We start from the raw sequence: 13,742 nt of genomic DNA on the forward strand, positions 1-13,742 counted from the left end.
ATGGGGCCACTTGCAGGCAAGGTCAGGAAAATCACGGTCGCGCTGGCATTGGCCTGCCTGCCGGTATTGGCATGGGCGCAGTCGGCCGATCCGCATCGCTGGCAACTCAACATGGGCCGCGGGGTGACGCCGACCTCCTACAACGCCTACCACGCCCACATGTGGGTGCTGTGGGTGTGCATCGTGATCGGCGTGCTGGTGTTCGCGGCGATGGCCTATGCCATGTTCGCGTTCCGCAAGTCGCGCGGTGCGGTGGCCGCGCAGTTCAGCCACAACCTCAAGGCCGAGGTGATCTGGACCACCATCCCGGTACTGATCCTGATCGGCCTTGCGTTCCCGGCCACTTCCTCGCTGGTCAAGATGTACGACACCCGTGATGCCGAAATCACCATCAAGGTGACCGGCTACCAGTGGATGTGGAAGTACGAATACCTCGGCGAGGGCGTGGCTTTCACCAGCCGCCTGGATCGCAAGAGCGAGGCGCTGCGGCAGAGCGGGCGCACGGTGACCGCGGCCGACCATCCGCATTACCTGCTTGACGTGGACAACCCGCTGGTGGTGCCGACCGACGTCAAGATCCGCTTCGTGATCACCGCCGATGACGTGATCCACTCCTGGTGGGTGCCGGCGCTGGGCTGGAAGCAGGACGCCATCCCCGGCTTCATCAACGAGGCCTGGGCGCAGATCGACACCCCCGGCGTGTACCGCGGCCAGTGCGCCGAGTTGTGTGGCAAGGATCACGGCTTCATGCCGATCGTGGTGAGGGCGTTGCCGCGCGCCGAATACGAGCAATGGCTGGCGCAGCAGAAGTCGGCCTCGGCCGCGCCTGTCGCCAGTGCGGAAGCGCCGCCCGCCGAGTCGGAGTCGCCTGCCGTGTCTGTCACCGAACCCGCCGCCGGCTGAACCGGCCCGCTGCCCCGCATCACAGAGGTCTGCCATGTCCACCCACTTCGAATCCGCCGGTGCCGCACAGCCCCATGACGCACATGCGCATGAGCACAAGCAGGGCTTCATCGAGCGCTGGCTGTTCTCCACCAATCACAAGGACATCGGCACGCTGTACCTGCTGTTCTCGTTCACCATGGCGATCATCGGTGCGGCCTTTTCGGTCGGCATCCGCCTGGAGCTGTTCCAGCCCGGCCTGCAGTGGGTCAGCCCGCACTTCTTCAACCAGCTGACCACCGTGCATGCGCTGGTGATGATCTTCGGCGCGGTGATGCCGGCCTTCGTCGGCCTTGCCAACTGGATGATCCCGCTGCAGATCGGCGCGCCGGACATGGCCATGCCGCGAATGAACAACTGGTCGTTCTGGATCCTGCCGTTCGCCTTCACCCTGCTGCTGCTGACCTTTTTCCTGCCCGGCGGCGCGCCGGCCGGTGGCTGGACCATGTACCCGCCGCTGTCGCTGCAGGGCGGTGCGCAGGTGTCGTTCTCGATCTTCGCCATCCACATGATGGGCATCAGCTCGATCATGGGCGCGATCAACATCATCGCCACCGTGCTCAACATGCGCGCGCCGGGCGTGGACCTGCTGAAGATGCCGATCTTCTGCTGGACCTGGCTGATCACCGCCTTCCTGCTGATCCTGGTGATGCCGGTGCTGGCCGGCGCGGTGACCATGCTGCTCACCGACAAGTTCTTCGCCACCAGTTTCTTCAACGCCGCCGGCGGCGGCGACCCGGTGATGTACCAGCACATCTTCTGGTTCTTCGGCCATCCCGAGGTCTACATCATGATCCTGCCGGCGTTCGGCATCGTCAGCGAGATCGTGCCGACCTTCAGCCGCAAGCCGCTGTTCGGCTACCAGGCGATGGTGTACGCCACCGCGGCGATCGCCTTCCTCTCGTTCATCGTCTGGGCCCACCACATGTTCACCGTGGGCATGCCGCTGGGCGGCGAGCTGTACTTCATGTTCGCGACGATGCTGATTTCGGTGCCGACCGGGGTCAAGGTGTTCAACTGGATCGCCACCATGTGGCGCGGCTCGCTGACCTTCGAGGCACCGATGAAGTGGGCCATCGCCTTCGTGTTCCTGTTCACCATCGGCGGCTTCTCCGGGCTGATGGTGGCGATCGTGCCGGCCGACTTCCAGTACCACGACACCTATTTCGTGGTTGCCCACTTCCACTACGTGCTGGTCACCGGCGCCCTGTTCGGCATCATCGCGGCGATCTACTACTGGTGGCCGAAGTGGACCGGACGCATGTACAGCGAGCGCGCCGCCAGCTTCCATTTCTGGTGGACGCTGGTGTTCGTCAACCTGCTGTTCTTCCCGCAGCACTTCCTCGGCCTGGCCGGCATGCCGCGGCGCATCCCCGATTACAGCGTGGTGTTCGCCGACTGGAACCTGATCAGCTCGATCGGCGCCTTCGGCATGTTCGTGACCCCGTTCATGATGGCGTGGATCCTGATCTCCTCGCTGCGCAGCGGTGCACCCGCGCCGGCGCGCGCATGGGAAGGCGCCCGGGGCCTGGAGTGGACCGTGCCCTCGCCGGCGCCGCACCACACCTTCACCCTGCCGCCGGTGATCCGCCCGGGAGATCTGGCCCACGACGACGTGAGCCATTGAGAACGCCATGGACCGCAGCCCCGTCCCCGAGCATGTGCCCCGCGATGACCCGCGGCGCAAGCGTGCGCGGCGTACGGCGCTGCTGGTGGGACTGATCGCGGTGGCGATCTACGTTGCCTTCATCCTTTCCGGGGTGCTGCGATGAGCGTGTCGCAGCGCAAGGGCCTGGGCAAGATGCTGGTGGTGGCGGTGATCGCCTTCGGCTTCAGCTTCGCGCTGGTGCCGTTGTATCGCGTGGCCTGCGAAAAGGTGCTCGGCATCCGTCTGGAACAGGGCCCGTCCGAGGCACGCGCGGCGGTGGCCGCGGCGCGCCCGGGCAAGGAGCGCTGGATCACCGTGCAGTTCGATGGCGGAGTCAATTCGGCGCTGCCGTGGGAGTTCCATCCCAACGAGCTGAGCATGAAGGTGCAGGTCGGCAGGCCGTATGAAACCAGCTACCTCGCGCGCAACACCAGCGCGCGCACCATCGTCGGCAGTGCGGTGCCGTCGGTGGCGCCGGCACGCGGTTCCAAGTACTTCAGCAAGACCGAATGTTTCTGCTTCAGCGCGCAGAAGCTGGATGCGGGCGAAGAGCGCGACATGCCGGTGCGCTTCATCGTCGACCCGGCGCTGCCCGAGTCGATCAAGACGCTGACGCTGTCCTACACCTTCTTCCGCAACGATACCCTCACCGCCGAGGCCAACGCGGCCGCGCACTGACGAACCACGAGAGAGAAGCACCATGGCCCCAGCACACGCCGAGCAGCACGATCCGAACGCGTACTACGTGCCCGCCAAGAGCCCGTGGCCGGTGTGGGCCTCGGTGGCCCTGTTCACCGCCATGGTCGGCTTCGCCACCATGCTCAACGAGGTCAGCTGGGGCCGCAACCTGTTCCTGTTCGGCCTGGCCTTCCTTGCCGCGGTGCTGTTCAAGTGGTTCGGCGACGTGATCACCGAATCGGTGCGCGGCAAGTACAACCGCCAGGTGGACGGCTCGTTCCGCCTCGGCATGATCTGGTTCATCTTTTCCGAGGTCATGTTCTTCGCCGCCTTCTTCGGCGCGCTGTTCTATTACCGCCAGTTCGCGCTGCCGTGGCTGAGCGGCGATGGCGATGGCGCAATGACCAATGCGCTGCTGTGGCCCGGCTTCGATGCCGGCTGGCAGAGTGCCGGGCCGGGCGGCGTCGGTGGCCAGTTCCAGACCGTCGGTGCCTGGGGCCTGCCGCTGATCAACACGCTGCTGCTGCTGTCCTCGGGCGTGACCCTGACCATCGCCCACCATGCGTTGAAGGCCGGCAAGCGCGGTGCGCTGATCCTGTTCCTCGGCATCACCATCCTGTTCGGCATCACCTTCCTGTATTTCCAGGCCAGCGAATACATGCACGCCTGGACCGGGCTCAACCTGACCCTGGGTTCGGGTTTCTACGGCTCGATCTTCTACATGCTGACCGGCTTCCATGGCCTGCACGTGACCCTGGGCACGATCATGCTGATCGTGATCTGGCTGCGCTGCATCCGTGGCCACTTCACCCCGGACAGCCACTTCGGCTTCGAGGCGGTGGCCTGGTACTGGCACTTCGTGGACGTGGTCTGGCTGATCCTGTTCCTGTTCGTGTACGTGCTCTGAGCAGCACGCCACGCAACGCCGCCAGCGGCACGCCATCGTTGTGCGGCAATCCCCGGCGCGCGCGCCGGGGCGCAGGATCAGGGCGCGCGGCCGATGCCGTGCGGCTGGATCCAGCCCATCTTGATCGACACCAGCACGATCAGGATCAGCACCACCGACAACGCGACGCGGCGGGTCAGGGCATTGACGGTGCGTTTGGATTCGCCGCGGTCGCTCATCATGTAGACCAGGCTGGCGCCGAGGTTCCACACGATCGCGATCAGGAAGCCGACGATGAGAACGAGTTTGAGAGTCGGATGCATGGCCGGTACTTTACTCCTGTCGCCGGTCGGATGACGCGGTGATGCCGATGAAGCGTTCCACCGCCTGGCTGGGCTGGGGCGTGGCGCTGCTGCTGGTGGGCGTGTTCTGCCTGCTCGGCAGCTGGCAGCTGCGGCGCATGCAGCAGAAGCAGGCGATGCTCGACGAGGTGGCCACGGTGATCGCCGAGCGTCGGCCGCAGCCGCTGGCAAGTGCGGCCGACATCGCGCGCGCCACGCGCTATGACTGGGTTGCCGGGCAGGGCCGCTTCCTGCCGGGCCCGGCCTGGCTGCTCGACAACCAGCAACTCGATGGCCACCCCGGGGTGCGCGTGTACCGCCTGTTCCAGGCCGAGGCCGCCACGCCGCCGATGCTGGTCGAACTGGGCTGGCTGCCGTTGCCGCCTGCGCGTGAACTGCCGGTGCTGCCGCCACCACCCGACGCGCCACTGCAGGTGCGCGGCTTGCTGCTGCCACCGCCTTCGCCGGGTCTGCTCGCGGACGCGCCGCTGCCGGGGGAGGGCGATGTGCGCTTGGTGATTGCGCTAGAGCCGGCGAGAATGGCTGACAGCCTCGGCCTGCCCGGCATCGCGCCGCGCGTGCTGCGGCTGGATCCGGCGCTGCCTCTGGGCCATGCGCGCGACCTCGACGTGATGCCCAATACCCTGCTGCCGCGGCAGCACCTGGGCTATGCGGTGCAATGGTTCGCGCTGGCCTGTGCGGTGCTGGTGCTTGCACTCGTCCTCAGTTTCCGCCACCGTCGCCGCCGATGAACCCGCATTCCGAAACCCCCGACTCCGCGCAACGCGCGCGCCGCAACCGCCACGCGCTGCTGCTGATCGCGTTGATGGTGTTCGGCAGCTTCGTCGTTGCCGGCCTGCTGCGCTATTCCGGCTGGCAGCCGGATGGCCAGCGCAACCACGGCGACCTGCTGCAACCTCCCGGTGACCTGCGCACGCTGCGTCCGCAGCTGGTCGATGGCGGCGAATACCAGTGGAACCCGGCCGAGCGTCACTGGCGCATCTTCGCCGTGGCGCCGCCCGCCTGCGGCGAGGCCTGCGATGCGCTCGCGCGCGAGCTGGACACCATCCGCGTGCTGGCCGGGCGCAATGCCGATCGGGTGGAGATCTTCTGGCTCGGGGATATGCCGGCCGTGGCGCGTCAGGGCGAGAGTCCGCAACGCGCGCTGCATGACAGCGCCGAGTTGCGCGCCGCGCTGCCGGGCCTTGCCAGTGATGGGCCGACCACCTACATCGTCGATCCGAACGGCTTTGCCGTGCTGCGCTATGCCCCCGGGCACGAGCCCGAGCACCTGCGCAGCGACCTGTCCAAACTGCTGAGGCTGCGATGAGCCGCACGCTGAGTGCGGCCTTCGGCCGCCATTTCCATCGCATCGCCTGGCTGGCCGCCGCGCTGGCACTGACGGTGATCGTGTTCGGCGCCTTCGTGCGACTGTCGCATGCCGGCCTGTCGTGCCCGGATTGGCCGACCTGTTATGGCCGCGCCACCTGGCCCAAGGCCGCCGCCGACGCGGTGGCGCACGCGGCCAGCAGCATCCGCGAGTTCGACGACAGCCGTGCCTGGCGCGAACAGGTGCACCGTCACCTCGCCGCCGGCCTGGGCGTGCTGGTGCTGATACTGGCCCTGCTCGGTGCGCGCAAGCGCCGCTTCGGCGTGGCTCAGGTGCTGGGCGCCTCGGCGCTGGTCGGGCTCGCCATCCCGCTGTACATGCAGGGCCAGCACGTGGCCGCGAGCGTGCTCGCGCTCGCCGGCGAGCTGGTCCTGCTGGCCGCGGCGTGGCGTTGGTCGAACCAGGACCTGGCGCGGGTGTCCGCGCTGACCCTGGCGGTGATCATCTTCCAGGCCCTGCTCGGCATGTGGACGGTGACCTGGCTGCTGAAGCCGGTGGTGGTCATGGCCCATCTGCTCGGCGGCATGAGCATGCTCGCGTTGCTGGTGTGGATGGCCTGGCGCGCCACCAACCTGCCGATTCGCATGGTCGACGAGCACAGCCTGCGGCGCTGGCTGCATGTCGGGCTTGCGGTGGTCGCGGTGCAGATCGCGCTCGGCGGCTGGGTCAGCGCCAACTACGCGGCACTGGCCTGCGGCGCGCAGTTCCCGCGCTGCCTCGGCCAGTGGTGGCCGCCACATGATTTCGCTGAAGCACTGGTGCTGTGGCGCGGCATCGGCGTCGACTACGAAGGTGGCGTGCTGGATGCGCCGGCGCGCACCGCGATCCAGATGATGCACCGCCTGTTCGCGCTCGGGGTGCTGGGCTACATGAGTGCACTGGCGCTGCGCCTGCTGCGCGCGCCGGGCATGCGCGGCTGGGGTGCGCTGCTGGGGCTGCTGACCGTGCTGCAGTTCTCGATCGGCATCGCCAACGTGCTGCAGGGCTTGCCGCTGTGGTTGGCGGTCATGCACAACGCCGGCGCCGCGCTGTTGCTGGGCGCACTGGTCAGCCTGCTGGCGCGCCTGGCACCGCTGGACGGGTCGCGCTGATGGCGCATGCCCGCGACTACTGGCAGCTGACCAAGCCGCGCGTGGTGGCGCTGATCGTGTTCACTGCGGTGGTCGGCATGCTGCTGGCCGAATACGACCCGCGCCTGCCGCGTGGTTTCGCCTCGTTCGCCGCGATGTTCTCGCCCGCGGCGCTCGGCCCGCACCCGTTCCTGCGTGAAATGCCGGGCCTGCCCGGCTGGCGTGCGCTGCTGTTCGGCGGCCTCGGCATCTGGCTGGCGGCGGCGTCGGCGGCGGCGATCAACCACCTCCTCGACGAGCGCATCGACCGGGTGATGGCGCGCACCTCCGAGCGTCCGCTGCCGACCGGTGCGCTGCGTCCGCGCCAGGTGCTGGCTTTCGCCATCGCACTCGGCGTGCTGTCGATGGCGCTGCTGACGTGGCAGGTCAACGCGCTGACCGCGGTGCTGACCTTCGCCTCGCTGATCGGCTATGCGATCGTCTACACCGGCTGGCTCAAGCGCGCGACGCCGCAGAACATCGTCATCGGCGGCCTTGCCGGTGCCGCACCGCCGATGCTCGGCTGGACCGCGGTCACCGACCAGTTGCATCCGCATGCGCTGCTGCTGGTGCTGATCGTGTTCGTGTGGACGCCGCCGCACTTCTGGGCGCTGGCGATCTTCCGTCGCGACGACTACGCCCGCGCGCTGGTGCCGATGCTGCCGGTGACCCACGGCGTGCGCTACACGCGCTGGCAGATCCTGCTCTACACCCTGCTGCTGTTCGCGGTGACGCTGCTGCCCTGGGCCACGCACATGAGCGGGTTGTTCTACCTCGGCGGCGCGGTGGTGCTTGGGCTGGTGTTCCTGTGGTACGCGTGGAAGCTGCTCGACCCCGGCGACGTGCTGCTGCCGATGCGGGTGTTCAATTACTCGGTGGTGTACCTGATGGCGCTGTTCGCCTTCCTGCTGATCGACCACTGGCTGACGCCGTGGCTGGCGGCGGGCGGTTGAGTCGCACTCAGCCGAGCAGGCGCAGTACGCCGAGGTTGATCGCCAGCCCGCCGAAGATCAGGTAGACGAACAGCAGCGAGGCCAGCAGCATCGGCTTGATGCCGGCTTGGCGGATCGCGCCGATCTGCGTGCGCAGCCCCAGCGCACCCATCGCGGTGGCGAGCAGGAAGGTGCCGAATACCAGGAGCGCCGCGTGCAGCGTCGGCGGCACCAGCTGCAGCGAGTTGAACGCGCCGACCAGCAGGAACAGCACCGCGAACCACGGCACGATGATCTTCGCCTTGCGCCCGTCGCCGGCGGCGCGCCCACGCATCGCCGCCGACAGCAGCAGCAGGAACGGGGTCAGCAGGATCACCCGGATCATCTTCTCGGTGACCGCGATCTTGGACGCCTCGGCATCCACCGCCTCGCCTGCCACCACCACCTGTGCCACTTCGTGGATGGTCGAGCCGGCGTACAGGCCGTAGGCATGCAGGTCGAGGCCGAACGGCGTCTTCAGGAACGGGTACAGGAACATGCCCACGGTACCGAACACCACCACCGTGGCCACCGCCACCGACACCTTGTGCGCCTGCGCGCGGATCACCGGCTCGCTCGCCATCACCGCGGCCGCACCGCAGATCGAGGCACCCGAGCCGATCAGCATCGCGGTGTCGGCGTCCATCTTCAGCAGCCGCCCGAGCCAGAGCGCAAGAAAGAACACGCTGGCCACGATCAGGCAGGCGATGACGATGCCGGCCAGGCCCACGCTCATGATGTCGTTGAAATCGAGGCGGAAGCCGAACAGCACGATGCCCGCGCGCAGCAGCATGGTGCGTGCATAGTCCACGCCCGCCGCGGTGCGTGGCTCGACGCGGGCGAACACCGTGTTGCCGAGCACGATGCCGATGATGATCGCCAGCGGCAGCGCGCTCATGCCCCAGCGCCGCGACCACGGCTCCAGCAGCATCGCCGCAAGACCGATCGCGGCGGCGAACAACAGCCCGGGAATGCGTGCGGGCCAGGGCGATGTGGAGGTGCTCATGGGGCGGCGAGTTGAGAGAACAAGCGCGCATGGTACGCCCTGCGCGCCGCGGGTTCAGCCGCTCAGCCGCGCCTGCAGCTGGCGCAGCTCGTCTTTTTCGCTTTCGGCCAGTGCCGAGATGCCGACCTCGCGGATGCGCGCCTGCAATTCGTCGATGCGCTGTTGCAGGGTCTGCCGTTCCAGCTGGGCAAGCACGTCGTCGAACTCCGCCTGCCAGCTTTGCGCATCACCGGGCAGGTCGATGCTGGCCAGCTTGTGCATCGCCGTAGCCTCTTCGCGCCCGGCGAACAGTTCGAGCAGACCTGCGGTGGAGATGTCCGGGCGCATCTGCACCACGTCCAGCAGTTCGGTCAGCAGCGGCACGCCCGGCTGCCGCAGGCCGGCGAACACGTAGGGGATGGCGGCCTCAAGGCCCAGTGCCGGGCGCTGCAGCAGCAGGGTGATGGCGCCGCGCACCAGGCTGCGGCGCGGTGCCGCCATGCTGCCGCGTGCGCTGCGCACGCGCTGCACCGGCACATGGGTATGTGGCGTCGCGCCGCGCGCGCCGACGCCGGTCAGCTCGGTCAGGCGCGCGCGCATCAGGTCGGCGAAGGCACCATCGGGGATGCGCTCCAGCCATGGCCGCGCGCGTTCGGCCAGGCGGCCCTTGCCTTCCAGTGTGTGCAGCGGCACGTCCGCGGAAAGTTCGTCGAAGAAGAACTGCGACAGCGGGGTGGCTGCCTGCATCCGCGCCTCGAAGCCGGCTACGCCCTCGCCGCGCACCAGGCTGTCCGGGTCTTCGCCCTCGGGCAGGAACAGGAACAGCGCCTGGCGGCCATCCTTCATCCGCGGCAGCACTGACTCCATCGCGCGCACCGCGGCGCGGCGGCCGGCGGCATCGCCATCGAAACAGAAATACACATCGGGCGCGTTGCGGAACAGCAGCTCGGCGTGTTCGGGCGTGGTCGCGGTGCCCAGCGTGGCGACCGCATCGTGCACACCGTGCTGGGCCAGTGCGACCACGTCCATGTAGCCTTCGGTCACGATCAGCCGCGTGATCTTCGGCAGTGCCTGCCGCACCTGCCACAGGCCGTACAGTTCGCGGCCCTTGTGGAACAGCGGGGTCTCCGGCGAGTTCAGGTACTTCGGCGCATCCTCCGGGTTGATCACGCGCCCGCCGAACGCGATCACCCGGCCGCGGCGGTCGTGGATCGGGAACATGATCCGGTTGCGGAACTTGTCGTAGACATGGCCGCGGTCGTTTTTCGACAGCAGTCCGGCGCGCTCCAGCAGCTGCATGCGCCTGGGGTCGGTGCCCAGGGCATCGCGCAGGCCGCTGAAGCCATCCGGCGCATGGCCGATGCCGTAGCGCTGGATGATGTCCTCGTCCAGGCCGCGCCGTGCCAGATAATCGCGTGCGCTCGGGTTGGCCGCCAGCTGCGCGCGGAAAAACTCCTGTGCGGCGGCCATGGCCTGCAACAGTGGCTCGATGTCCGGATTGACATTGCGCTGGCGGGTTTCGCGCGGCACCTCCATTCCCGCCTGCTTGGCCAGTTCGTCCACCGCATCGAGAAACTCGAGGCGATCGAAGTTCATCAGGAAGCTGATCGCGCTGCCATGAGCGCCGCAGCCGAAGCAGTGGTAGAACTGCTTGATCGGGGAGACGAAGAACGACGGCGAGCGCTCGTCGTGGAACGGGCAGCAGGCGGCATATTCCCGGCCCTGCTTCTTCAGCGGCACGCGCGCGCCGACCACCTCGACGATGTCGGTGCGCGCCAGCAGGTCATCGATGAAGGCGTCGGGGATGCGGGCCATGCCGGGATTGTCGCATCGCCGGCCGGTGCCGGCTCAGTTCGCGCGCGCGCGACCCAGCCGTTCGTCGATGGTGGCGGTGACCACCGCACCGACGAACAGGATGATCGAGGCGTAATACACCCACAGGATGGTCAGCGCCAATGCGCCCATCGCGCCGTAGGCGCTGCCGCTGGGCGCGCGGCCCAGGTACCAGGCGATGCCGAGCCGGCCGAGGGCAAACAGCACCGCGGTGAAGGCGCCGCCGAGCAGTGCCAGGCGCCAGCGCACGCGGCGGTCGGGCAGGAAGTGGTACATGAAAGCGAACGCGACCATGTACACCAGCAGCGAGGCCAGCGCCGCGAGCATCGGCTGCGGTGCGTCCAGCCCGCCCAGCAAGAGTTCCAGCGCGGTGGTCACGGTCATCGACACCAGCAGCAGGAAGCCCAGCGCCAGCAGGATGCCGAACGAGAACAGGCGCTTGCGCAGCCATTCGATGATCCCGGACAGGCTGCTGGCATCGGTGCGGAAGATGCGATTGAGTGCGTCCTGCAACTGCGCGAACACCGCGCTGGCGCCGACCAGCAGCAGGGCGATGCTCCACCAGCCGCCGATCGAGCCGGTGTCCGGTCGCTCCTGCGCATTGGCGATAACCGTGCGTGCCACTGTCTCGGCCTCGGGGCCGACCAGTTGCCGGATCTGTTCGACCACTGCGTCCTGTGCGCCCGGGATCGAGGCGGTCAGCCACAGCAGCAACAGCATCAGCGGCGCCAGCGACAGCACCGCATAGAACGCCAGCGCGGCCGCCTGGGTGATCACTTCGGCATCCAGGAAACGACGCAGCAGTGCCATCGGCAGTCCGCCGAAGCTGGCGCGGCGAATCTTGGCCTTGACCGGCGCCGGCGGCGGTGCACCGTCGGCTTCGGTGATCGATTCCGGGCAGGTCGGGTCCAGCCGCGCCAGCATCGGATCGGTGTCGCCCGGAGTCGCGGGTTTGGTGTCTTTCTGGTGTGGCGTGCTCATGCCGCAGCAGTGTGCAACGCACCGCGTGCAGCCGATGTGGGCCCGGCTCAGCCGGCGAGGCGTTGTTTGACCAGCCGCGAAACCAGGCCCATGTCGGCCTTGCCGGCCAGTTGCGGCTTCAGCACGCCCATCAGCTTGCCCATGTCGGCCGGGCCGCTGGCACCGGTGGCGGCGATGGCGGCATCGACCGCCGCCAGGATTTCGGCTTCGCCCAACTGTTCGGGCAGGTAGCGCTGGATCACCGCGATTTCGGCGCGCTCCACCACGGCCAAGTCCTCGCGCTTGGCCGCTTCGTACTGGCCCAGCGAGTCACGGCGCTGCTTGAGCATCTTTTCCAGCACCGCCAGCACCTGGGCGTCGTCCAGTTCGATGCGCTCGTCCACCTCGCGCTGCTTGATCGCGGCATTGATCATGCGGATGGTGCCGAGGCTGTCCTTGTCGCCGGACTTCATCGCGGTCTTCATGTCTTCGGTGAGGCGGGTCTTGAGGGACATCGGGGTTCTCCTGGGTGCCGGCATGGCAGGGCGGGCAAGCAAATCGTCAATCGGCGCGAACACGAAAAGCCGGCGCAAGGGCCGGCTTCCGGGACACGCGGGCGGCGCGCGATGGCGCGCGCCACGGAATCAATACAGGCGCTGGCGCTTGGTGATGTCGCGCGCGGTACGACGCGCCTGACGCTTCACCGCCGCCGCCGCCTTGCGCTTGCGCTCCTGCGTGGGCTTCTCGTAGAACTCGCGCTTGCGAGTTTCGGCCAGGATGCCGGCCTTCTCGCAGGTGCGCTTGAAGCGGCGCAGGGCAAACTCGAACGGCTCGTTTTCGCGGACTTTGACGCTGGGCATAAGTATCTCGGATGGTGGATTCCGGCCACGCGGACCGGGCGAGCCGCGTATGATAACCGGCATCGGTGGCGCGCTGCAAGCCATGGCGCCGCCTTCGCCCTCCCCAGGCATTCCGACCGCAAGTGAAAGTCCTCGGCATCGAAACCTCGTGCGATGAAACCGGCGTGGCGGTATACGACCGCGAGGCCGGTTTGCTGGCGCATGCGGTTTACAGCCAGATCGCGCTGCATGCCGAATATGGCGGCGTGGTGCCCGAACTCGCCAGCCGCGACCACGTGCGCAAGCTGCTGCCACTGCTGCGGCAGACCCTGGGCGAGGCCGGCATCGAACTGCGGGACCTCGATGGCGTGGCCTATACCGCCGGGCCGGGGCTGGTCGGTGCGCTGCTGGTCGGCGCCGCCACGGCGCGCGCACTGGCCTGGGGCCTGGATGTGCCGGCGCTGGGCATCCACCACATGGAAGGCCACCTGCTGGCGCCGCTGATGGCCGAGGACGCTCCCGAGCCGCCCTTCGTCGCCCTGCTGGTGTCCGGCGGACATACGCAACTGGTGCACGTGCAGGCGATCGGCGAATACCGCCTGCTCGGCGAAACCCTGGACGATGCCGCCGGCGAGGCGTTCGACAAGACCGCCAAGCTGATGGGCCTGCCGTACCCGGGCGGGCCGCAGCTGGCCGCGTTGGCCGAACAGGGCCGGCCCGGCGCATTCCGTTTTGCGCGACCGATGACCGACCGGCCCGGTCTGGACTTCAGCTTCAGCGGGCTGAAAACCCAGGTGCTGATGGCGTGGCGTGCCAGCGACCAGTCCGATGCGGTGCGCGCCGACATCGCGCGTGGCTTCGAGGACGCGGTGGTGGACACGCTGGCGATCAAGTGCGAGCGCGCGCTGGACGCCAGCGGCAGTGACGTGCTGGTGGTGGCCGGCGGCGTCGGTGCCAATCGCCGCCTGCGCGAGCGGCTTGCGCAGATGACCGCGCAACGCGGCGGCCGGGTGGTGTTCCCGCCGCCGGCGCTGTGCACCGACAACGGCGCGATGATCGCGTTTGCCGGGGCGCTGCGCCTGGCTGCGGGCCAGCATGGCGGGCTCGGCGTGGAGGTGCGCCCGCGCTGGGACATGGCGAGCCTGCCCGCACTTTGAGCG

Annotated in this window: 16 protein-coding genes; 10 read left to right on the top strand and 6 right to left on the bottom strand. The window is 68.1% G+C overall.

Annotated elements, in window-relative coordinates:
- The 5 genes from coxB to ACW11F_RS05745 are packed head-to-tail and all read left to right on the top strand — an operon-like array spanning position 1 to position 4,175.
- Entirely contained in the window at positions 1 to 903 is a 903-nt protein-coding gene (gene coxB / locus ACW11F_RS05725) for a cytochrome c oxidase subunit II (RefSeq protein WP_456995954.1), read from the top strand.
- A 34-nt stretch (positions 904 to 937) separates the two neighbouring features.
- Positions 938 to 2,569: a cytochrome c oxidase subunit I gene (gene ctaD, locus ACW11F_RS05730; RefSeq protein WP_456995955.1), complete on the top strand. Its 1,632-nt coding sequence runs from the start codon at positions 938 to 940 to the stop codon at positions 2,567 to 2,569.
- Positions 2,570 to 2,576: 7 nt separating this feature from the next.
- Positions 2,577 to 2,714, top strand: a complete 138-nt coding sequence (locus tag ACW11F_RS05735; protein WP_456995956.1) for a hypothetical protein — start codon at positions 2,577 to 2,579, stop codon at positions 2,712 to 2,714.
- Complete coding sequence (locus ACW11F_RS05740) at positions 2,711 to 3,268, top strand: cytochrome c oxidase assembly protein (protein ID WP_456995957.1); 558 nt, start codon at positions 2,711 to 2,713, stop codon at positions 3,266 to 3,268. Before ACW11F_RS05735 ends, ACW11F_RS05740 begins: the two co-directional genes overlap by 4 nt.
- A gap of 22 nt (positions 3,269 to 3,290) precedes the next feature.
- Positions 3,291 to 4,175, top strand: coding sequence for a cytochrome c oxidase subunit 3 (locus ACW11F_RS05745; protein ID WP_456995958.1), 885 nt, complete (start codon positions 3,291 to 3,293; stop codon positions 4,173 to 4,175).
- A 77-nt stretch (positions 4,176 to 4,252) separates the two neighbouring features.
- Here the strand turns inward: ACW11F_RS05745 and ACW11F_RS05750 are convergent, their stop codons facing one another.
- On the bottom strand, positions 4,253 to 4,477 hold the full coding sequence (locus tag ACW11F_RS05750) for a twin transmembrane helix small protein (RefSeq protein ID WP_456995959.1): 225 nt from the start codon (positions 4,475 to 4,477) through the stop codon (positions 4,253 to 4,255).
- A 47-nt stretch (positions 4,478 to 4,524) separates the two neighbouring features.
- On the opposite strand from ACW11F_RS05750, the gene ACW11F_RS05755 reads away from it, so the two are divergent.
- The 4 genes from ACW11F_RS05755 to cyoE are packed head-to-tail and all read left to right on the top strand — an operon-like array spanning position 4,525 to position 7,947.
- Entirely contained in the window at positions 4,525 to 5,247 is a 723-nt protein-coding gene (locus ACW11F_RS05755) for an SURF1 family protein (RefSeq protein WP_456995960.1), read from the top strand.
- Complete coding sequence (locus ACW11F_RS05760) at positions 5,244 to 5,825, top strand: hypothetical protein (RefSeq protein WP_456995962.1); 582 nt, start codon at positions 5,244 to 5,246, stop codon at positions 5,823 to 5,825. The genes ACW11F_RS05755 and ACW11F_RS05760 overlap by 4 nt, the downstream gene beginning before the upstream one ends.
- Entirely contained in the window at positions 5,822 to 6,976 is a 1,155-nt protein-coding gene (locus ACW11F_RS05765; RefSeq protein ID WP_456995963.1) for a COX15/CtaA family protein, read from the top strand. Before ACW11F_RS05760 ends, ACW11F_RS05765 begins: the two co-directional genes overlap by 4 nt.
- Entirely contained in the window at positions 6,976 to 7,947 is a 972-nt protein-coding gene (gene cyoE / locus ACW11F_RS05770) for a heme o synthase (RefSeq protein WP_456995964.1), read from the top strand. Before ACW11F_RS05765 ends, cyoE begins: the two co-directional genes overlap by 1 nt.
- Before the next feature lie 7 nt (positions 7,948 to 7,954).
- Here cyoE and ACW11F_RS05775 read toward each other — a convergent pair whose 3' ends face one another.
- The 5 genes from ACW11F_RS05775 to rpsU form a co-directional block, all read right to left on the bottom strand.
- Positions 7,955 to 8,971, bottom strand: a complete 1,017-nt coding sequence (locus tag ACW11F_RS05775) for a YeiH family protein (RefSeq protein ID WP_456995965.1) — start codon at positions 8,969 to 8,971, stop codon at positions 7,955 to 7,957.
- Positions 8,972 to 9,025: 54 nt separating this feature from the next.
- The gene (dnaG, locus tag ACW11F_RS05780) at positions 9,026 to 10,765 is read right to left on the bottom strand and encodes a DNA primase (RefSeq protein WP_456995966.1); all 1,740 of its coding nucleotides are present in this window, start codon (positions 10,763 to 10,765) and stop codon (positions 9,026 to 9,028) included.
- Between the two features lie 33 nt (positions 10,766 to 10,798).
- The gene (locus ACW11F_RS05785) at positions 10,799 to 11,707 is read right to left on the bottom strand and encodes a YihY/virulence factor BrkB family protein (protein ID WP_456996546.1); all 909 of its coding nucleotides are present in this window, start codon (positions 11,705 to 11,707) and stop codon (positions 10,799 to 10,801) included.
- Positions 11,708 to 11,811: 104 nt separating this feature from the next.
- The gene (locus ACW11F_RS05790; protein WP_456995967.1) at positions 11,812 to 12,258 is read right to left on the bottom strand and encodes a GatB/YqeY domain-containing protein; all 447 of its coding nucleotides are present in this window, start codon (positions 12,256 to 12,258) and stop codon (positions 11,812 to 11,814) included.
- A 129-nt stretch (positions 12,259 to 12,387) separates the two neighbouring features.
- Entirely contained in the window at positions 12,388 to 12,603 is a 216-nt protein-coding gene (gene rpsU / locus ACW11F_RS05795) for a 30S ribosomal protein S21 (protein ID WP_456995968.1), read from the bottom strand.
- Positions 12,604 to 12,725: 122 nt separating this feature from the next.
- On the opposite strand from rpsU, the gene tsaD reads away from it, so the two are divergent.
- Positions 12,726 to 13,739: a tRNA (adenosine(37)-N6)-threonylcarbamoyltransferase complex transferase subunit TsaD gene (gene tsaD / locus ACW11F_RS05800; protein ID WP_456995969.1), complete on the top strand. Its 1,014-nt coding sequence runs from the start codon at positions 12,726 to 12,728 to the stop codon at positions 13,737 to 13,739.
- The last annotated feature ends 3 nt before the right edge of the window (positions 13,740 to 13,742 follow it).

This window comes from Luteimonas sp. e5 (assembly GCF_054031035.1).